This is a genomic window from Flavobacterium luminosum, assembly GCF_023635005.1.
Taxonomy (GTDB): domain Bacteria; phylum Bacteroidota; class Bacteroidia; order Flavobacteriales; family Flavobacteriaceae; genus Flavobacterium; species Flavobacterium luminosum.
In genome coordinates this window covers 579,017-600,151 of the sequence record NZ_JAMLJM010000001.1, presented here as the reverse complement: position 1 = coordinate 600,151, position 21,135 = coordinate 579,017, and the positions used below count along the sequence as shown (strand labels likewise).

Annotated in this window: 17 protein-coding genes; 11 read left to right on the top strand and 6 right to left on the bottom strand. The window is 35.0% G+C overall.

Translation table 11 applies throughout. From position 1 onward, the window contains the following. Positions 1-16 precede the first annotated feature (16 nt). Both NAT50_RS02750 and NAT50_RS02745 read right to left on the bottom strand, forming a co-directional pair. Positions 17-910, bottom strand: a complete 894-nt coding sequence (locus tag NAT50_RS02750; RefSeq protein WP_250591239.1) for a DMT family transporter — start codon at positions 908-910, stop codon at positions 17-19. Then, on the bottom strand, positions 903-1,259 hold the full coding sequence (locus NAT50_RS02745) for an arsenate reductase family protein (RefSeq protein WP_250591237.1): 357 nt from the start codon (positions 1,257-1,259) through the stop codon (positions 903-905). The genes NAT50_RS02750 and NAT50_RS02745 overlap by 8 nt, the downstream gene beginning before the upstream one ends. A gap of 178 nt (positions 1,260-1,437) precedes the next feature. Here NAT50_RS02745 and NAT50_RS02740 point away from each other — a divergent pair, with 178 nt between their 5' ends. After that, positions 1,438-1,875 (top strand): acyl-CoA thioesterase, encoded by a 438-nt coding sequence (locus NAT50_RS02740; RefSeq protein WP_250591235.1) that lies wholly within the window; start codon positions 1,438-1,440, stop codon positions 1,873-1,875. 82 nt (positions 1,876-1,957) lie between these two features. Then, positions 1,958-3,139 carry a cystathionine gamma-synthase gene (locus NAT50_RS02735; RefSeq protein ID WP_317236670.1) on the top strand — a complete coding sequence of 394 codons (1,182 nt, stop codon included), beginning with the start codon at positions 1,958-1,960 and terminating at the stop codon, positions 3,137-3,139. Positions 3,140-3,190: 51 nt separating this feature from the next. Here the strand turns inward: NAT50_RS02735 and NAT50_RS02730 are convergent, their stop codons facing one another. After that, positions 3,191-3,997 carry a THC0290_0291 family protein gene (locus NAT50_RS02730; protein WP_250591230.1) on the bottom strand — a complete coding sequence of 269 codons (807 nt, stop codon included), beginning with the start codon at positions 3,995-3,997 and terminating at the stop codon, positions 3,191-3,193. A 229-nt stretch (positions 3,998-4,226) separates the two neighbouring features. On the opposite strand from NAT50_RS02730, the gene gdhA reads away from it, so the two are divergent. The 6 genes from gdhA (at position 4,227) to NAT50_RS02700 (ending at position 13,315) form a co-directional block, all read left to right on the top strand. Next, the gene (gene gdhA / locus NAT50_RS02725) at positions 4,227-5,570 is read left to right on the top strand and encodes an NADP-specific glutamate dehydrogenase (protein WP_250591228.1); all 1,344 of its coding nucleotides are present in this window, start codon (positions 4,227-4,229) and stop codon (positions 5,568-5,570) included. 120 nt (positions 5,571-5,690) lie between these two features. Further along, complete coding sequence (porZ, locus tag NAT50_RS02720) at positions 5,691-7,964, top strand: type IX secretion system anionic LPS delivery protein PorZ (protein ID WP_250591226.1); 2,274 nt, start codon at positions 5,691-5,693, stop codon at positions 7,962-7,964. Next, complete coding sequence (gene recO, locus NAT50_RS02715; protein ID WP_250591224.1) at positions 7,964-8,671, top strand: DNA repair protein RecO; 708 nt, start codon at positions 7,964-7,966, stop codon at positions 8,669-8,671. The genes porZ and recO overlap by 1 nt, the downstream gene beginning before the upstream one ends. Positions 8,672-8,801: 130 nt before the next feature. Continuing rightward, positions 8,802-12,203 carry an isoleucine--tRNA ligase gene (ileS, locus tag NAT50_RS02710; protein ID WP_250591222.1) on the top strand — a complete coding sequence of 1,134 codons (3,402 nt, stop codon included), beginning with the start codon at positions 8,802-8,804 and terminating at the stop codon, positions 12,201-12,203. A 47-nt stretch (positions 12,204-12,250) separates the two neighbouring features. Next, complete coding sequence (locus tag NAT50_RS02705) at positions 12,251-12,631, top strand: TraR/DksA family transcriptional regulator (protein ID WP_250591220.1); 381 nt, start codon at positions 12,251-12,253, stop codon at positions 12,629-12,631. 87 nt (positions 12,632-12,718) lie between these two features. Next, positions 12,719-13,315: a lipoprotein signal peptidase gene (locus tag NAT50_RS02700; RefSeq protein WP_250591218.1), complete on the top strand. Its 597-nt coding sequence runs from the start codon at positions 12,719-12,721 to the stop codon at positions 13,313-13,315. Positions 13,316-13,372: 57 nt separating this feature from the next. Here NAT50_RS02700 and NAT50_RS02695 read toward each other — a convergent pair whose 3' ends face one another. Genes NAT50_RS02695 through NAT50_RS02685 form a run of 3 tightly spaced genes read right to left on the bottom strand, consistent with a single transcriptional unit; the run spans position 13,373 to position 15,394 of the window. Continuing rightward, on the bottom strand, positions 13,373-13,570 hold the full coding sequence (locus NAT50_RS02695; RefSeq protein ID WP_250591216.1) for a hypothetical protein: 198 nt from the start codon (positions 13,568-13,570) through the stop codon (positions 13,373-13,375). Positions 13,571-13,599: 29 nt separating this feature from the next. Then, the gene (locus NAT50_RS02690) at positions 13,600-14,163 is read right to left on the bottom strand and encodes a 5-formyltetrahydrofolate cyclo-ligase (protein WP_250591214.1); all 564 of its coding nucleotides are present in this window, start codon (positions 14,161-14,163) and stop codon (positions 13,600-13,602) included. After that, complete coding sequence (locus NAT50_RS02685; RefSeq protein ID WP_250591212.1) at positions 14,150-15,394, bottom strand: pyridoxal phosphate-dependent decarboxylase family protein; 1,245 nt, start codon at positions 15,392-15,394, stop codon at positions 14,150-14,152. Before NAT50_RS02685 ends, NAT50_RS02690 begins: the two co-directional genes overlap by 14 nt. 123 nt (positions 15,395-15,517) lie before the next feature. On the opposite strand from NAT50_RS02685, the gene uvrC reads away from it, so the two are divergent. The 3 genes from uvrC to NAT50_RS02670 all read left to right on the top strand — a co-directional run bounded on the left by uvrC (position 15,518) and on the right by NAT50_RS02670 (position 21,102). Further along, positions 15,518-17,308 (top strand): excinuclease ABC subunit UvrC, encoded by a 1,791-nt coding sequence (uvrC, locus tag NAT50_RS02680; protein ID WP_250591210.1) that lies wholly within the window; start codon positions 15,518-15,520, stop codon positions 17,306-17,308. Positions 17,309-17,363: 55 nt separating this feature from the next. Further along, positions 17,364-19,529, top strand: coding sequence for a patatin-like phospholipase family protein (locus NAT50_RS02675; protein WP_250591208.1), 2,166 nt, complete (start codon positions 17,364-17,366; stop codon positions 19,527-19,529). 103 nt (positions 19,530-19,632) lie between these two features. Next, positions 19,633-21,102, top strand: a complete 1,470-nt coding sequence (locus NAT50_RS02670; protein ID WP_250591206.1) for an APC family permease — start codon at positions 19,633-19,635, stop codon at positions 21,100-21,102. The last annotated feature ends 33 nt before the right edge of the window (positions 21,103-21,135 follow it).

The window sequence follows — 21,135 nt, the reverse complement described above, 5'->3', positions numbered from 1 at the left end:
GGGTTTCTTAAGTGAATTACTCTTTTGGAATCGCTTTTTTTTGTGTCACTAAATAAACTCCGGTAAAAATTAATAATGCTGAACCGATTTTTATCCAGCTTAGTTCATCTTTTCCAAGACCAATAGCAAAAACAGAAGCAAATAGGGGTTGAAGGTATATGAAAACCGCCACAGTAGTTGGTTTTAGTTCTTTCATTGAAAGTAAATTCAGTAAATAAGTTAGAAAAGTTGAAAACACGACCACAAAACCTATTTTAAGATAAACGGCAGTAGGTAAGAATTCCCAGTTTACAGCTTGAAATTCGTTCCAACCAAAAGGAATCACCATTAGAAAACCGAAGAAATAAATCCATTTTACAAAAGAAAATGCATTGTATTTGTCCATTAGTTTTTTGACAAGAATGAGGTAAAATCCATACGAAACAGCATTCACAAATACCAGAAAGTTACCTAACATGGCGTTGGGAGCGTTGACCATAGATTTTCCGTAAAGGATTAGGATTATAGTTCCGATAAGTCCTAGAAGGATACCTATAATTTTTTTGTTTTCCATACGTTCCCTCATGATAAGGGCGGATAAGACTAGGACAATCATAGGAGTTGTGACCATTAAAACCGCTCCCATGATGGGTGAAGTATAGCTTAATCCTTTGAAAAAAGTCAACATATTGAATGCGATACCAAAAAATGATGCCGCTATGATCCGAGGGAAATCTTTTAGATCTATTTTCTCGGTCTTGATAAATAAAGAGACAATCCAGAATAAAAGCATAGATCCTCCCACTCGCAAGAAGATGAATCCATAGGCATCGATATGTTTGGGCATCACATCTTTGGCAATGGTAAAGGTTACTCCATAAAGAATTGAAACCAATGTAGCCGAAAGTAAGGCCCAGTTTCTTTTACTCATGACTCAAATGTTTTATGGCAGCTTCAACGGTTTTAGTACTATTACCTACAAAAATTTTTCCATCGGCAATAATTACCGGTCTCGATAGAAAAGTGTAATGTTCTAGGATATAACGTTTGTAATCAGATTCAGTAAGCGTTTCATTTTTAAGTCCCATTTCTTTGTACAGCGTTGCTCTTTTGCTGAACAATGTTTCGTAACTTCCTGCTAATTCCTTCATTTCTTCCAATTGCTTAACCGTTATAGGTTCTGTTTTTATGTCCTGTAAGGCAAAAGTATCTAGTTGTGGCAAGGATTTTAGTATGCGTTGACAAGTACTGCAAGTTTTAAGATGGTATATTTTTCGCATGATTAACTTTTTTGCAAAAATACGTTTTTTTGAATCGAAATGGTTGCTCTATTTTTCTTTGACTTCCGCTTCTTTTTTTATGAAAGAGCATTGGTGTTTGATAGGTTAAAGAATTTCTAAATTTCGATATTGAAAGAGGGTATTCATAGTTTTGAATTACTTTTGTAAAAAAAATAAAATGGGAATATTTACTAAAAAGCTTTCGATACGTTGGTCTGATTTAGATCCTAATTTTCACATGAGACATAGTGCTTATTATGATTTTGGAGCACAGCACCGCATGGAAATACTAATGCAGTTGGGTTTAACTACGAAAGTTATGAAAGAACAACACTTTGGTCCTATAGCGTTTCGAGAAGAATGTATTTTCCGAAAAGAAATTCATTTTGGAGAAGAAATTACCATGAGTACAAAAATTGGTAAGATGCGTGCGGATGCTTCCCGATGGACAATTGTGCATGAATTGAGAAATGCAAATGAGGAATTGTGTGCGCAGATTTCGATTGACGGTGCTTGGATGGACACCAAATTGCGAAAATTAGCAAACCCTACACCAAAAATTGCTTTGGAGGTAATGAATGCTATCCCTAAAGCAGATGATTTTGTGTTGTTGTAGTTTACGTCCTAATCAATAGGTTTTTCGGATTGGTTTTAAGAGAATTGACACCCAAAGTCTGTTTTTTTGTAATTATTATAGAATAAAATTAACTTTACAAGATAAAAAAAAGAATATGAAATTTAACACAAAAGCAATACATGGTGGACAACATCATGATCCAAGTACAGGAGCAGTAATGCCTCCTGTGTATCAAACTTCAACCTATGCACAACACAACCCGGGTGAGCCTAATAATGGTTACGAATACAGTAGAGCCGCTAATCCAACGAGAACTGCTTTAGAAAATGCTTTGGCAAGTATCGAAAACGGTACACGCGGTTTGGCTTTTTCTTCCGGTTTAGCAGCTACTGATTGTGTGCTTCGTGGTTTGAAAGCCGGTGATGAGGTTATTGCAATGGATGATTTATATGGTGGTACTTACAGAATGTTTACTCGTATTTATAAAAATTCGGGTATTGTTTTTCATTTTGTAGACATGAACGATTTAGAAAAATTTCAGTCGTTAATCAATGAAAATACGCGTTTGGTTTGGGTAGAAACTCCTACAAACCCATTAATGAAATTAGCTGACATTGAAGCCATTGCTACAATTACAAAAAAACATCCAAATATTTTGTTTGCCGTAGATAATACTTTTGCTACTCCTTATTTACAAAAACCATTAGACTTAGGTGCCGATATCGTGATGCATTCGGCAACAAAGTATTTAGGAGGACATTCCGATGTAATTGCTGGTGCTTTAATCGTGAAGGATGAAGAGTTAGGGAATCAATTGCATTTTCAGCAATTTGCTACAGGAGCAACTTTAGGTCCGCAAGATTCATTTTTGGTGTTAAGAGGAATTAAAACATTACACTTAAGAGTACAACGTCATTGTGAGAATGGCGCTAAAGTAGCCGATTATTTAGTAAATCATCCTAAAGTAGAAAGAGTATATTATCCTGGTTTGGAAAATCATCCGTTTCATGAAATTGCAAAGAAACAAATGATTGGTGGTTTTGGAGGAATGGTGACTTTTACTTTTAAATCTGGACTTAAACAAGATTCTATTGATTTCTTGAAAAAATTGAAAGTATTTACATTAGCAGAATCTTTAGGCGGTGTTGAATCACTAGCGAATCATCCGGCACTTATGACTCATGCTTCTATACCAGAAGACAAGCGTAAAGAAATTGGTATTACCGATGATTTAGTTCGTTTGAGTGTTGGAGTGGAAGATGTAGATGATTTGATTGAAGATTTAAAACAAGCTTTAGCATAACAAATAGAAAAAGCCACGCATCGCGTGGCTTTTTTATGATTTATTTTTTTATTAATCTAAGTAATAAATATACCCAAAGTTTAACCAAACATTCCAATCGTTTGCTTTGTTTTCTTTAAACATATCTGGATTAGGATTTAAACCATCAACCCAGTTAGAGAAATAATATTGGAAACGTAAGTCTAAGATTAGATCTGATAAAGGATTTAGTTTGTATCTCGTTCCAACACTTGAAACTACCGACCAAGTACTTCCACTTTCATTAGTAAATCCATGTTCTTTGCCATCTGAAGGAACCCAATACTTAGGATACATGTTGGCTTCTATTAGCCTTCCATCACCATAACTCGTACTAACTTCAGGCTTGTAAAAACTGAACTGACCACCCAAACTAATGAAAGGACCAAAACTTCCAGTTTGAGCAGTAAAATCACGTATGCTTAGAGGGTAAAATTCTAATTGCATACCAATGTTGGTAACGGCAGTACTCCCAGTCATTGCTCTTAATTGTTGAGCGGCTACTGAGGTTTTATCTGGGTCTACCCATCTACCGAAATGGTTTAGTTTAGTTTTGTTGTAAGAAAGTTCACTTCTCACCTTGAAGTGATCGTTAAAATAGGTCTCACGAGCATAACAATTACAGTCTGCTCTGTAAGAAAAATTTAAATAATGAATTAGACCAATTCCTAAACCTGTATTCCCTTTATTGGTGTCAAAATCATGACGCTCTCCATAATCCGATTGAAACGCAACCGGTCCGGCAATGACACCTACTTCGTGTGAAAAACCAAACTGAGAATGAGCGGTATTAATAACGCCTAAACAGAATATGACTATTAAGCAATAAAATTTGGACATGGGTCAGCTTTTAATTCATTACTGCACAAATATATAAAAACATCAACTACATTAAAAATAAAATGTTAAAAATTCTTAAATATTGTCCAAATCAGGTTTTCGTAGCCAATTTTACATTTAAAAATTATGGGCATACTTTTTTAAATGTATATTTGTATCGTTTAACAAAAAAACATTTGTTTTTATAGCTAAAATAATAGCTATTGTTTATAGAAAATAATTTATAATAATGGAACAGAAAATCAATGATTTTATGGCTCAGGTAACGGCCAAAAATCCAAATGAGCCTGAGTTTTTACAAGCAGTTAGAGAATTTGCAGAAACAGTTATCCCGTTTATAGCTGAGCAAAAAAAATACGATGGAAAAAACCTGCTACTACGAATGGCAGAACCGGAGCGTTCAATTATTTTCCGTGTGCCATGGGTAGATGATAAAGGTGAAATTCAAGTGAACAGAGGATTCCGTATTCAAATGAATTCTGCAATCGGACCATACAAAGGAGGTATCCGTTTTCATCCTACAGTAAATTTATCGGTATTAAAATTCCTTGCTTTCGAACAAATCTTCAAAAATAGTTTAACTACACTTCCAATGGGTGGAGGAAAAGGAGGAGCTGATTTTGATCCTCAAGGGAAATCTGATGGAGAAATTATGCGTTTCTGCCAATCATTTATGACAGAATTGTGTCGTCATATTGGTCCAGACCTAGACGTTCCTGCTGGAGATATTGGAGTAGGTGCTCGTGAAATTGGATACATGTTTGGACAATACAAAAGAATCAGAAATGAATTTACTGGTGTTTTAACAGGTAAAGGTCTAGCATATGGTGGATCGTTAATTCGTCCTGAGGCTACCGGATATGGAGTAGTTTATTTCACTGAGGAAATGTTGAAAACTAAAGGAGAAACTATTAAAGGAAAAACCGTTGCGATTTCAGGTTTTGGAAACGTAGCTTGGGGAGTAGCTTTAAAAGTTAATGAGTTGGGCGGTAAGTTGCTTACTATTTCAGGTCCTGATGGATACATTTATGATGCTGATGGAATTTCAGGAGAGAAAATTGATTTCATGTTAGAAATGAGAGCAAATGGTACTAACCGTGCGGAAGTTTATGTTGAAAAATTCCCAAATGCAGTATTTCATAAAGGAAAGAGTCCTTGGGAAGCTAAAGTAGACATCGCTATTCCTTGTGCTACTCAAAATGAATTGAACGAAGAAGATGCTAAAAAATTAATCGCTAACGGCGTTATGTGTGTTACTGAGGCGGCGAATATGCCTTCTACCTTAGAAGCTATCAAACAATTTTTAGATGCTAAAGTATTGTTCGCTCCTGGTAAAGCGGCAAATGCTGGAGGTGTTGCAGCTTCAGGTTTAGAGATGACTCAAAACTCTATTCGATTGAATTGGTCGAGTGAAGAAGTAGATGCTCGTCTTAAAGTGATTATGGAAGGAATTCACAATCAATGTAAACAATATGGTACTGAAGCTGATGGTTATGTAAACTACGTTAAAGGTGCTAATATTGCTGGTTTTGTGAAAGTAGCAGATGCAATGCTGGCTCAAGGCGTTGTATAACCTGATAACAATAAATTATAGCTTAAAAACCCTGCCTTAGTGTAGGGTTTTTTGTTTTAGATATATTAAAATCTATATAAAATCGTTTTTAGTTATATTTGTCCGATATCTTTTAATTTTATGAATAGAATTGTTTTAATAATTATATTTCTTCTATCCTCTTTTCAAGGTTTTCCTCAGAATAGTTCCGTTTGGAAAGGTTATTTTTCATACAATTCAATCAAGGATATTTCTAAAAGTGATGCAGAAGTTGTGGTGGCTACTGAAAATGCTTATTTCAAAAAAAATACAAATACCAACGCGTTCAACACAGTGACAACCATTGAAGGCTTGTCAGGACAAATCATTACTCAAATTTATTATTCAGAAGCCTACAAAAAAACAATCATAGGACACGAGGACGGATTGCTGATTGTAGTGAATGAAAACGATGGTTCTGTTTTGAATGTTGTTGATATAGTTAATAAAGTTTCTGTGCCATCTGATAAAAAGAGAATCAACCATTTTTATGAGTTCAATGGCAAATTATACATCTCCACTGATTTTGGTCTTTCTACCTTAGATTTGGCTTCATCGGAGTTTGGGGATACCTATTTTATAGGCCCAAATGGTTCTAATATTGAAATTTTTCAAACAACCATCCTGAATAATACGATTCACACTATTGCGAAAGGTTATGGTGTTTTAAGTGCTTCGGTTTCTAACCCTAATTTGGTCGATTTTAATCAGTGGACCATGATGACTCCCGGTAATTGGAAAGGTATAGAGACCATCAGCGATAAAATTATTCTGATTGATTCTGCTACAAGTATGTATTCACTCATAGGCAATACACCTTCTTTCGTGGCTTCTTTTTCGCAAATTCCTGTCGACTTTAGAGTGGTGGATAAACAGCTAGTAATAGTTACGCAAAATTATGTGTATGTTTATGATGAGCAGTTAGCAAATTCGTATACGGTGAATAATTCTGCCGATGCAACTACTATGTTTACTTGTGCTATACTGAAAGAGGAAAAACTATACATTGGGACACAAAACAAAGGACTTATTACAACTTCTAAAGTTAATACTACAGATTTTGTTAACACAACACCAAATGGACCAATTCGTAATAAAATTTTTGGAGTAAAGTCTTTAACCGATGGTTTTTGGGCAGTGTATGGTGATTATACTTCAGCATTCAATCCGTATCCTTTAGATGCTTTAGGAGTAAGTAAATATGATACCAAAGACGAATGGGTTACAATTCCTTATCAAGATTTATTAGGTGCTAAATCTATATCAAGTATCAATATTAAACCTAACGATGAGAAAGAAATATATTTTAGTTCGTTTTATTCTGGTTTATTAAAATTTAAAAATGATATTCCTGAGGTGATCTACAATGCATCAAATAGTAGTTTGAGAACTATTGAAGGACAGGTTCCTGATGATATTCGTGTTGGGGTTTCAAGTTTTGATAAAAACCAAAATTTATGGATGACGACATCAATTACAAAGAATTCGATTCACGTACTGAAAACTTCGGGACAATGGCAGTCATATGCTTTGCCTTGTGTTGAACCTTCTCTTCTTTATGCAACCAAGGGAGTATTAGTTGATCGAAATAATACAAAATGGGTAATGACAAGAATAGGTGCTATAGGTTTTAATGAGAATTCTAATAAATGTATTATAATTAACGAGAAGGAAGAAACAGGAGCCATGCCTTCAAGGGATGTTAGGACTTTGGCTATCGATAAAAACAACAAACTTTGGATTGGTACTATGAAGGGTTTAAGGGTTTTACCTTCTGTAGATTCCTTTCTCACACAGCAAACTTTAGAGCCCAAACCAGTAATTATTATGGAAGATGGCTTGGCGCAGGAGTTATTGTACCAACAGTTTATTACAGATATAGTGGTAGATGGAGCAAACAACAAGTGGATTGGTACTGCTGGAAGCGGAGTTTTCTATATTTCCTCTGATGGACAGAAGACGTTTAATATTTTTACTAAAGAAAATTCGCCTTTACCTAGTAATACAATCAACGATATCGAGATTAATGAGATTACAGGAGAAGTATTTATAGCCACTGAAGCTGGTATGGTTTCATACAAAGGAAACGCAACCGCTGGAGCAGAAGATTTAAAAAATGTAGTAGTTTTTCCTAACCCAGTACGTCCCAATTTTACCGGAGAAGTGTCTATTACAGGTTTAATGGACAAGTGTAATGTTAAAATTACTGATGTTAATGGTAATTTAGTCTATGAAGCAATTGCTCAAGGTGGTACTATTCAATGGGATACCAAAGCTTTCGGGAAATACAAAGTAGCTTCAGGAGTTTACATTGTTCATATTTCATCGGAAGATGGTGTCGAAGTGGAAACTAAAAAAATTATGATAATACGATAATGGTCGTTAAAACCAAAGCTATTGTTATTTCTTCATTGCGATACCAAGAGAAATCATTAATCGTTAGATGTTTTACCCATTCTAGTGGGTTAAAATCGTATTTTGTGCCTAGTGCTTTTACAGCTAAGAAGAAGAGTATTGCTTATTTTCAGACTCTTACCTTGATAGAAATTGAGGCAAATCATAAAAACAAAGGATCGCTGGAACATTTTAAAGAAGTTAAGATTGCAGTTCCTTACCAAACGTTAAACACTGATATTGTTAAAAGCACTATCGTTATTTTCCTGTCAGAAGTTTTACATCATGCCATAAAAGAAGAAGAAAAAAATGAATCGCTTTTCACGTTTTTAGAAACAGCATTGATTTGGCTAGATACCCATGACGAGATTGCTAATTTTCATCTTATTTTATTACTGGAAATAACTAAATTTTTAGGCTTTTATCCTGATGATTCCGATATTGAATTACCTTTTTTTGACATAGTAGAAGGACACTTTGCATTTCATCAATCCATAAACTGCATTAGTGCACAAGACACATTTTTGTTTAAAAAGCTATTGGAACTGAAATTTGATAGTTCGCAAAAGTTTTTCACGGCTTCAGAACGTCAAATATTACTCAAAACCATTTTAGATTACTATGTGATCCACTTGGTAGGTTTTAAAAAACCGAAATCGCTTGAGGTTTTAAGGGAAGTTTTCGAATAATATTCAAATAAAGCACTTTTCAGATTTAAGATACATTAAAAATTGTTGTAATAAGTCTTTTTTCTTGCTTCTTTTCTCTATTTTCTTTAAAATTCCTTACTTTCGCAAATTGATTTAAGAAAGCGACAAAATGAGTACAAAATTTACTGAATACAAAGGACTTGACTTGCCAACAGTAGCATCAGAAGTTCTTGATTTTTGGAAAAAAAACAATGTCTTTGAACAAAGTGTCACTTCTCGTGAAGGGAAAACGCCGTATGTGTTTTTTGAAGGACCTCCTTCAGCAAACGGGCTTCCTGGAATTCACCACGTGATGGCGCGTGCGATTAAAGATATTTTTTGTCGTTATAAAACTCAAAAAGGCTACCAAGTGAAGCGTAAAGCTGGTTGGGATACGCACGGATTACCTGTAGAATTAGGTACCGAAAAAGAATTAGGCATCACCAAAGAAGATATCGGAAAAACCATTTCAGTAACCGAATACAACGAAGCGTGTAAAAGAACCGTTATGCGTTATACTGATGTTTGGAACGACCTTACCGAAAAAATGGGATATTGGGTAGATATGGAAGACCCATATGTGACATACAAATCCAAATACATGGAAACAGTTTGGTGGTTACTTAAACAAATCTATAACAAAGATTTACTATACAAAGGCTACACCATTCAGCCGTATTCTCCAAAAGCGGGAACCGGTTTGTCTTCGCACGAAGTAAACCAACCAGGTTCGTATCGTGATGTAACGGATACAACGATTGTAGCGCAGTTCAAAGCAAAAGACGAAACCTTACCAAGTTTTTTACAAGGTTTTGGAACGATTCATTTCTTAGCTTGGACAACTACGCCTTGGACGTTGCCATCAAATACTGCATTAACAGTTGGACCTAAAATCGATTATGTTTTAGTAAAAACGTTCAATCAATATACTTTTGAGCCTATTAATGTTATTTTAGCTAAGAATTTAGTTGGGAAACAGTTCGGAGGAAAGTATTTTGTAGCGGAATCAGATGCTGATTTTACAAATTACAAATCAGAAAATAAAAAGATTCCCTACCAAATTTTAGCCGAAGCAAAAGGAGCTGATTTAGTTGGAATCAAATACGAGCAATTATTGCCATTCGTATTACCCTACCAAAATCCAGAAAATGCTTTTAGAGTAATTTCAGGTGATTTCGTTACGACTGAAGATGGAACGGGTATTGTTCACACCGCACCAACATTCGGAGCTGATGATGCTAAAGTAGCCAAAGAAGCTACTCCAGAAGTACCGCCAATGTTAGTCTTAGACGAAAACGGAAATCCAGTCCCATTAGTAGATTTACAAGGGAAATTTGTATCTGGATTAGGTGATTTGTCTGGAAAGTACGTGAAAAACGAATACTACAATGAAGGCGAAGCTCCAGAAAAATCAGTAGACGTTGAAATCGCGATTCGTTTAAAAGAAGAAAACAAAGCCTTTAAGGTTGAAAAATACGTGCACAGTTATCCACATTGTTGGAGAACCGACAAACCAATTTTATACTATCCATTAGATTCTTGGTTCATCAAAGTAACCGAAATCAAAGATAGAATGTTCGACTTAAATGACACCATCAACTGGAAACCAAAAGCTACAGGAGAAGGGCGTTTTGGAAATTGGTTGAAAAATGCGAATGATTGGAACTTATCACGTTCACGTTATTGGGGAATTCCTTTGCCAATTTGGAGAACAGAAGATAAAACCGAAGAAATCTGTATCGGTTCGGTTGAAGAATTATACAATGAAATTGAAAAAGCGGTTGCAGCAGGTTTCATGACGGAAAACCCATACAAAGGTTTCCAAATCGGAAATATGGAGGAAACGAATTACGATTTAGTGGATTTACACAAAAATATCGTAGACAACATCGTTTTGGTTTCTGGTTCAGGAAAACCAATGAAACGCGAAACCGACCTAATTGACGTTTGGTTCGATTCAGGTGCGATGCCTTATGCACAATGGCATTATCCATTTGAAAACGCAGCATTAATCGACGAAAATAAAGCCTTCCCAGCGGATTTCATTGCTGAAGGAGTTGACCAAACTCGTGGTTGGTTCTATACCTTACACGCTATCGGAACTTTAGTTTTTGATAAAATTGCCTATAAAAACGTAGTGTCAAACGGATTAGTTTTGGACAAAAACGGACAAAAAATGTCGAAACGTTTAGGGAATGCCGTAGATCCTTTCAAAACATTAGAAGAATTTGGTCCAGATGCAACCCGTTGGTACATGATTTCCAATGCGAATCCTTGGGATAACTTAAAATTTGATATCGAAGGTGTGGCTGAGGTGCGTCGTAAATTCTTCGGAACTCTTTATAATACGTACTCGTTCTTTGCATTGTATGCGAATATCGATGGATTTACATATTCAGAAGCTGAAGTTCCATTAAACGAAAGACCAGAAATCGATCGTTGGATTTTATCGGAATTACATACTTTAATTCAATTAGTGGATGAAGCGTATGCGGATTACGAACCAACAAAAGCGGCTCGTGCTATTTCTGATTTTGTTCAAGAAAACTTGAGTAACTGGTACGTTCGTTTGTGTAGAAGAAGATTCTGGAAAGGCGAATATGGAACAGACAAAATTGCGGCTTATCAAACACTATATACGTGCTTAGATGTAGTAGCTAAATTAGCGGCTCCAATTGCTCCTTTCTTCATGGATCGCTTGTACAAAGACTTAAATACCGCGACAAATAAGGAAAACTTTACTAGTGTACACTTAGCGAATTTCCCTGTTTCGGTTGAAAACTTTGTTGATAAATCGCTGGAAAGCAAAATGTTGAAAGCACAAACTGTGTCGTCTTTAGTGTTGTCTTTACGTAAGAAAGAAATGATTAAAGTGCGTCAACCTTTACAAAAGGTAATGATACCAGTGCTTGACGAAACTTTCAAAGCAGAAATTGAAGCAGTTTCCGATTTGATTAAGGCCGAAGTAAACGTAAAAGAAATTCAACTTTTAGATGATGCTTCGGGTGTTTTAGTGAAGCAAATAAAGCCGAATTTTAAAAATTTAGGGCCACGTTTTGGAAAAGACATGGGCTTGATTTCCAAAGAAATACAAGGTTTCTCTCAGGAACAAATTGCTAAACTTGAGCGTGAAGGTGAAATTAATATTGTTATTTCAGGAAATAGTATTAATTTAACCACTCAAGATGTGGAAATATCTTCACAGGATATTGAAGGTTGGTTAGTAGCTAACTCAAACGGTATAACAGTAGCGTTGGATATTACGATTTCCGATGAACTTAAAAAAGAAGGTATCGCCAGAGAATTAGTCAACCGTATCCAAAATATCCGTAAAGATTCTGGTTTTGAAGTAACGGATAAGATTAAAGTAACCATGCTGAATAATGGGGAAATTCAGTCGGCTGTAGAAGCAAATTTGGATTACATTAAGTCAGAAACGTTAACGGAAGAACTAATTTTCGCAGATAGTATCGAAAATGGTACGGAAATTGAATTTGATGAACTAAAAACTAAAATATTAATTTCGAAGTAATAGAAAAGCTTTTAAATTAATGCCAATTAACAAAAACAGTTGTAATTATGGTGGATGAACAAATTAGATATTCGGACGCTGATTTAGCAGAATTCAAAGAATTAATTTTGAAGAAATTAGAAAAAGCTAAAAATGACTTGGATTTGATCAAGAGTGCTTACCTTAATGACTTAAACAACGGTACAGATGATACCTCTCCAACGTTTAAAGCATTTGAAGAAGGTAGCGAAACTATGTCCAAAGAAGCTAACTCTCAGCTGGCTATTCGTCAGGAAAAATTCATTCGTGACTTGAAAAATGCCTTAATCCGTATTGAAAATAAAACATACGGAATTTGCAAAGTAACTGGAAAATTGATTGCCAAAGAACGCTTGAAACTGGTTCCTCATGCCACAATGAGTATTGAGGCTAAGAATCTACAGAAATAATTAATTTTAATACATGTATTGAACGCTCCTTTTTAGGGGCGTTTTTTTAATAATAATGTTTATTTTTGCCCATTCAAACAGTAAATAATGAATCTAAAAAAGGCTTACTTAATTATATTTTTAGTGTTGTTAGTAGACCAAGTATCTAAAATCTACATTAAGACGAATTTTCTATTACATGAAGAAGTTCATGTTTTTAATTGGTTTAAAATTCTATTTGTAGAAAATGAAGGGATGGCTTGGGGTGCCGAAATTCCTGGTGCTTATGGTAAAATAGCGTTAACTTTATTTCGAATTGTTGCTGTTTGCGGAATAGGCTATTGGTTGTGGGATTCCGTTAAAAAACAGGGTTCTAATTTGTTGATTGTAGCTATTTCGTTAATCCTAGCAGGAGCTTTTGGTAATATCATAGATTCAGTTTTTTACGGTAGAATTTTCAATGATAGTTCTTTTGAAGTAGCAACCTTGTTTTCGGATAAACCTTATGCACCATGGTTTTATGGGAAAGTAGTCGATATGTTTTATTTTCCTATTATTAAAGACTATCCAATGCCCGAATGGGTTCCTTTTATAGGAGGTACAAACTTTACCTTTTTTAACGCCATTTTTAATGTGGCTGACGTAGCGATTTCAACCGGTGTAGGATTGTTACTTGTTTTTAATAAAAGAGCATTTCAAAATTAATAAATAGTATTTTATAAATAAAAAAGAGGCTGTTTCGGATTAGAAACAGCTTCTTTTTTATTTTCTATGACCTGGAGCATGTTTTTTAGCACTTTTATCTCCGGTTACTTTTTTAGCATGTCCAGGAGGAAGTCTTTTATGTTTAGAAACGTGAGTCCTTTTGGACGAATGAACGTGTACGCAACTGTTTAAACACATTGCAAGTAGGAAGAAAGTCATAATATAACGTACTCTTCCGGTTAAGATAGATTTCATAGGTTAAATTTTGGATTCGCTAATATAAGCTAAAATTGAATCACCCCGAAAGGCGTTATGCAATAATCTAATCTTACATCGTGTTCTGATACATCGGATATACTTTCTTCTGGATCAAAGTAAGACAAACCTATTTTGATGACATCAGTGCGGCACTCATTTAAAAATTGATCGTAAAATCCTTTTCCGTAACCTACTCGGTTTCCTTTTTTATCATACGCCAAAAGCGGTACAAAAACTACCTCAATTTTGTTTGTAGGGACTTCTAAACCATCAACAGGTTCAGGAATGCCATGTTTGTTGACAGACAATTTGGTATTATCGGTTAGTAGATAGTGCGTCATTTTTCTAGTCTCAAAATCCGATTTAGAGACTACTACTTCTTTATCTTTTCCAGCAAGGATTTGCAATAAAAATTCGGTATTAACTTCTTTTTGAGCTTCAATAGGTAAAAACAAATGAAAATAAGTTTTATCCCAAATAGGCAAATACAAACAATGATTGGCTATAGCCAAACTGTCGTCCATGATTTCGTTAAAGGAAAATTCTTTTCTTAGATTTTTGTACTTACTGCGTAATTCAGATTTGGTCATTGATAGAGGCTTTTAAATCCGCTATAAAAGTACTCAAATGATCGACTTCTACGTGATCCATAATCACAATTTTATACCATTGATTTGTTTCATCGTGTTTTTGAGGGACTAAATCATATTTTTCTGCCAAAATAGGAGTGATGTGTTTGGCCTGAATGGTAACAATGTTCATGTCGGTTTCTCTGAAATACTGAATGTTTAATGCGTTTAACTGCTCACAAAGCCAATCGGTTCGCATTTGAAGGATACTAATTTTTTCAAACCATCCATACGGTCCGTATGTAAATAAAATCATCCATACTGCCACCGCATTAGAACCACTTCGACTTCCGCATAGAGTCAGATCCATACCCTCTACATACTCTGCTTCTTTGGTAAGCACATTTTCAATCAATCCTTTTCGGCAAACAAAGACACCAGTTCCATAAGGAGCTTGGAGCATTTTGTGTGCATCAATGGTAATAGAACTTATCTTCGGATTTTGAAAATTAATGGAATTTTGTTTGTGACTGAATGGATAAACAAAACCACCATAGGCAGCATCAATGTGTAATTTATATGTTAACTCATGCTTTTCGAGTAACGAAGTGTAGTTTTCTGGATCGTCCACGGCACCAAACATGGTGGTTCCCATATTAGAAATGACTATAAAATATTTGATTCCTCTTTTTTTTGCCTCAATAATCTCATATTCTAAAGCTTCGAGGTTTATTTTTCTAGTTTCAAAATGAACAGGAACTGGAATTCTATGCAATAGTAACAAATTGGCTCCTTTGGGAATAGAATAATGAGTGTCTTCTGAAGCAAGAATGCTAATTTCATCTAACGAAGCTTGATAGGTATTCATAAAATAGTTGCGATACATCCATATTGCCTGAATGTTGGCTTCAGTACCGCCAGTGGCAATGTATCCGTCATAACTTTCGTGACTAGCTTTAAAAATATCTTCGGCAATGACTTGCAAAACTTCCCGTTCTATTTTTTGAGTCCCGCTAAAGGCTTTCTCCGAGGAACCAATCGTGTGACAACCAATATTGTTTGGGTTGGCAACATAGGCTTGAAGAGTAGGAGCATCTTTTAGAAATGGAGCATCACTGTAAAAAACTTTATTATCAAGTTTTGAAGCGGGATACCCCAAAGAAGTGTCTTTCTCAAAATTCACATTTTCATGCAATGCACCTTCTATTCGCTGTTGTCGTTCTTCTTGTGTAAGTTTCTTCCAAGTATTCATACCTATTGATTTTGTGCGAAAGTAACGGCAATTCCTATTCTAAAAAATGATATTTGTTAGGTTTAGCACTTCGAATACAATTTGTAACTTTGAATCCATCTTTAAAACCGGTTAAAAATTCAAATGATACCCTCCTTAGAACTTCAAATCCAAACCCTGCCGGATAGTCCGGGGGTATATCAGTATTTCGATAAGGATGGTAAAATTTTGTATGTTGGGAAAGCGAAAAATTTAAAAAAACGCGTTTCTTCGTATTTCAATAAAATCCATGATACGGCTAAAACCAATGTGTTGGTCAAAAAAATTGTCCAAATCAAGCATATTGTAGTGCCTACAGAAACCGACGCGTTGTTGTTGGAAAACAATTTAATTAAAAAATTGCAACCCCGATACAATGTTTTACTAAAAGACGACAAGACTTATCCTTGGATTTGTATCAAAAAAGAACCTTTCCCGAGAATATTTGCAACCCGTAAAATGATTAAAGATGGTTCGGAGTATTTTGGTCCTTATACTAGTTTTAAGACGGTAAATACTATTTTAGAGTTGATTAAAGAGTTGTATCCGCTTCGTACTTGTAATTTTGATTTAAGTCGTGCGAATATTTTATCAGGAAAATACAAAGTTTGTTTAGAATACCATATCGGAAATTGTAAAGGTCCTTGTGAAGGGTTGGAAACACTAGAGAATTATCAAAATCAGGTGGAGGCTATCAGAGAAATTCTGAAAGGGAATTTTAAAGAGAGTTTGAAAGATTTTAAAAAGCTGATGTCGGCTTTGGCTGAAGACTTGCGTTTTGAAGAAGCTCAAAAAATCAAAGAAAAAATCGAGGTTTTAGAGAATTATCAGGCGAGATCAACGATTTTAAATCCTAAAATTTCTAACATCGATGTTTTTTCAATCATTTCCGATGAAAGTATGGCATATGTGAATTTCTTACAAATCTCGCACGGAGCCATTGTGCGTTCCCATACGATGGAATTGAAAAAAAAATTAGAAGAAACCGACGAGGAATTGTTGGCTTTGGCAGTAGTAGAACTTCGCGAACGTTTTCATTTGAATTCAAAAGAAATTATAGTGCCTTTTGAATTGGATTTGGGAGAGAAAATTCAAGTAACCGTTCCGAAATTGGGCGATAAAAAACAAATCTTAGACCTATCGGAGCGTAATGCTAAATATTACCGATTAGATCAGTTGAAACAAATCAAGATTGTAGATCCGGATCGACATACTAATCGCATCATGGCTCAAATGAAGAAGGATTTACGTTTGCATGTCGAACCGCGTCATATAGAATGTTTCGATAATTCAAACATTCAAGGAATCAATCCTGTTTCGGCATGTGTGGTGTTTAAAGACGGAAAGCCAAGTAAAAAAGACTACCGTCATTTTAATATCAAAACGGTGGAAGGTCCTAACGATTTTGCTTCGATGGAAGAAGTGGTATACCGTCGCTACAAAAGATTGTTGGAAGAAAATGAAGCTTTACCTCAATTAATTGTCATTGACGGAGGTAAAGGACAGCTTTCCTCTGCTTTGAAAAGTCTAGAAGATTTAGGATTATGGGGTAAAATTGCAATTATAGGTATTGCCAAAAGGTTGGAGGAAATTTATTATCCGGGTGATTCAGTACCATTATATTTAGATAAAAAATCGGAAACACTAAAGATTATTCAACATTTACGAAATGAAGCCCACCGATTTGGAATAACATTTCATAGAGACAAACGAAGCAAATCTGCGCTGAATTCTTCTTTAGAGTCAATACCTGGAATTGGTGAAAAAACCATGCAAACGTTAATTAAACATTTCAAAAGTGTTAAAAGAATTAAAGAAGCTTCCGAAAAAGATATTTCAGAAGTGGTAGGGGTTTCAAAAGCCAAAAAAATTCACGACTTTTATAAGAAAATTTAGTAACGCCATTATGATAAGAATTCTTTGGACTGCCGTTTTGATAATAATGTGTTTCATGTCCGAATCAATTTGGGCTCAACAAACCACAGAAAAACCTAAAATCGGCTTGGTTTTAAGTGGTGGCGGTGCAAAAGGATTAGCCCATATTGGGGTGCTTAAGGAAATTGAAAAAGCAGGAATCAAGATAGATTATATAGGAGGTACTAGTATGGGCGCAATCATTGGAGGATTGTACGCCTGTGGATTTACTGCTCACGAGTTGGATTCTATTTTTTCTGATTTAGATCCGGATGCAATTATCCAAGATTTTATTCCAAGAACCAATAAGACTTTCTATGAAAAGCATAACGATGAAGTTTATGCTGTGACCCTTCCTTTTCAAAATTTTAAAATTTCTGTTCCCAAAGGCTTTTCAAAAGGACTTTATAATTACAATCTATTTAGTAAACTGACCCATAATTATCGTCATGTGCGCGATTTTAATCAGCTAAAAATCCCCTTTCTATGCATTGCAACAGATGTAGAAACTGGAAAAGAAGTAGTATTTCGTGAGGGATCTTTACCCATGTGTTTAGCGGCGAGTGGTGCTTTCCCATCTTTGTTTTCACCAGTGGAAATCGATGGTAGATTTTATGTAGACGGAGGAGTGGTTAATAATTTTCCGGTGGAAGAAGTCCGAAAAATGGGCGCTGATATTATTATTGGTGTTGATGTGCAAGACGGATTGAAAAACATTAATGATATTGGAGGTGCTACAGGAGTTTTGGTGCAAATTTCCAACTTCAACACGGTGGAGAAAATGGAAGAAAAGAAAAAACTTACCGACATCTATATCAAACCTGATATTAAAGGGTTTACAGTTATTTCATTCGATCAAGGACAGGAAATTATTAAGAATGGGGAAGAGGCAGCACGAAAAATCTCTGCTCAATTGAAAGCTTTGGGAACCAATTATGAAACTGTCTCTCAAAGAAAAAGTCGTTCCGACAGTTTGTATGTTAGCGGAATTTCCATACAAGGGTATAAAAATTATACACGTTCTTATTTTTTAGGGAAACTTCGTTTAAAATCTTGGAATAATATTAGTTATGATGATTTAAATAATGGTGTTAATAATCTGAATGCTACACAGAACTTTACTTCCATTAAATACAAATTGGCCAATGATGGCGAATATGATGTTCTAACCTTTGATGTTGAAGAAAATCCGGTAAAGACCTATTTGAAATTGGGTGTTCACTATGATGATTTGTTTAAATCAAGTGCTTTGGTGAATATCACGAAAAAAAATCTTTTTGTCAAAAACGACTTGGGATACATCGATTTTATAATTGGCGACAATACCCGATATAACTTGGAATATTATATTGATAATGGTTTCAATTGGAGTTTTGGTTTTAAATCTGATTTTGATCAATTTAGTAAAGCAAGTAAAACCGATTTTAAGAACGGTACCGTACTCGAAAGCATCAATAAGGAATCGATAGATTTAGATTATAAATTAGTATCTAATAAGTTATATGCTCAAACTATTTTTGCTCAAAAATTCCTTTTGGGTGCTGGTTTAGGACATGATTTTTATGATATTTCTTCCAATGATTTACCTACATACAATAAATATATCGATTACAGTTCTTATTACTCTTTGTTTGGCTTTCTAAAATATGATTCATTTTCAAACAAGTATTTTCCTAAAAACGGATGGTATTTTTTTGGAGATTTTCAACATACCTTTTATTCCACCGATTACAACAGAGATTTTTCTCCCTTTTATCTTTTAAAAGCGGATATGGCTTATGTTCGAACTTTTTTCAAGAAAATATCGGTAAAAATACAATCAGAAGGAGGGTTTACTATTGGTGAACGAATTAATCCTATGTATGATTTTGTGTTAGGAGGTTATGGTTTTCATAAGTTTGCTAATTTCGGATCCTTCTTTGGATATAACTTCTTAGATTTAAGCGGAGACAGTTATGTGAAAGGAAGTATTAATCTTGACTGTGAGTTTATCAAAAAAAACCATGTGAATTTTACGGCCAACCTCTCCAATATCGGAAACAGAATTTTTGCGAGTAATGAATGGATTTCCAAGCCTAATTATACAGGTTATGCTCTTGGATATGGTTTAGAAACGCTTTTAGGACCTTTGGAAATAAAACACTCGTGGTCTCCAGACACAAGAAAACATTATACTTGGTTTACAGTAGGTTTTTGGTTTTAATTCGTATTTTTTTCGAAAGTTTTTTATAAAAATCTTTTTTTTTCTTCATTTGTTTTCAAAAAAGTCTATTTTTGAGCACTAAAACAACCAAACAATAATTTATATGTCTATTTGGAGAGTAAAACCAGTATCTGCTTTTGAAGCGGATATGAAAAAAAGTGAATTAAAAAGGGTGCTTGGCAAATGGAGCCTTACAGCCATTGGTGTTGGAGCTATTATTGGCGGTGGTATTTTTGTACTAACCGGAACCGGAGCTTACTACCATGCAGGCCCTGCTTTAGCTATTTCTTTTATTATTGCCGGTATTGCCTGTGTTTTTGCAGCACTTTGTTATTCAGAATTTGCATCTATCTTACCTGTTGAAGGTTCTGCTTATGCGTATGCTTATGGAACCATTGGGGAGGTTTTTGCTTGGATCATCGGATGGGGACTTATCTTGGAGTATGCCATGGGTTCTATGACGGTGGCAGTATCCTGGTCTGGTTATTTTAACAAGTTTCTCAAAATGTTCGGTGTCAAACTTCCGGAATGGTTAACTACAGATCCTGCTAGTTATACCGGTGAAGGTTTTTCTATGAATTTACCGGCTTTTTTAATCGTTCTTTTTGTTATATCTATATTAATCAAAGGAACACAAAGTGCGGCTAAAGCGAACAATTTAATCGTTGTGCTTAAGGTTTCTGCTGTATTGTTTGTGATTATTGCAGGTGCTTTTTTCATTAATATAGAAAACTGGACTCCGTTTATTCCTGAAGCGACTCAAATCGTGGAAAAAGAAGTAACTCATAATGCGTATGGTATTGGAGGGATTATCTCGGGAGCTGCAGCAATATTTTTTGCTTATGTAGGTTTTGATGCTGTTTCTACTCAAGCTGGAGAGGCAGTGAATCCTAAAAAAGATGTTCCTTTTGCTATTATAGCATCATTATTAATTTGTACGTTGCTTTATATCTTAGTTTCGTTAGTTTTAACGGGAATGATGAATTACCAAGATTTTAACCCGCTAGGAAAATATCCAGAAGCTATTAAAGCTCCGGTAGCTTATGCTTTTGATATTGCTGGTCAAGGTTGGGCAGGCTTCATTATTACAATCGCAGCTACCGTTGGATTAATCTCTGTATTGATGGTAATGATTATGGGACAATCAAGAATCTTCTTAGGTATGTCTAAAGATGGTTTAATTCCACAGGTTTTCTCTAAAATTAATCCTGTTTCTGGAACACCAAAAACGAACTTAATGATTTTAGGTGGTGTTATTGCAGTTGTTGCAGCATTTACACCGATCAATAAATTAGCCGATATGACTAGTTTTGGAACCCTATTTGCCTTTACGATGGTGTGTATAGCGGTTTGGATTTTACGTGTAAAACAACCTAATTTGGTCAGAACCTTTAAAGTTCCTGCTTTACCGGTAATCGCAGTTTGTGGTATCTTAATCAATACTTATCTGATGGTTAACCTTAGTAAAGAAGCACAGATGCTTTCTGTTGGCTGGTTAGTAATCGGTATCGTGGTTTATTTCTTATACGGAAAAAGAAACTCGAAACTAGAAAAAGAAGAAAAACAAGAATAATTTTAAGCCACTTAATAGTGGCTTTTTTACTTT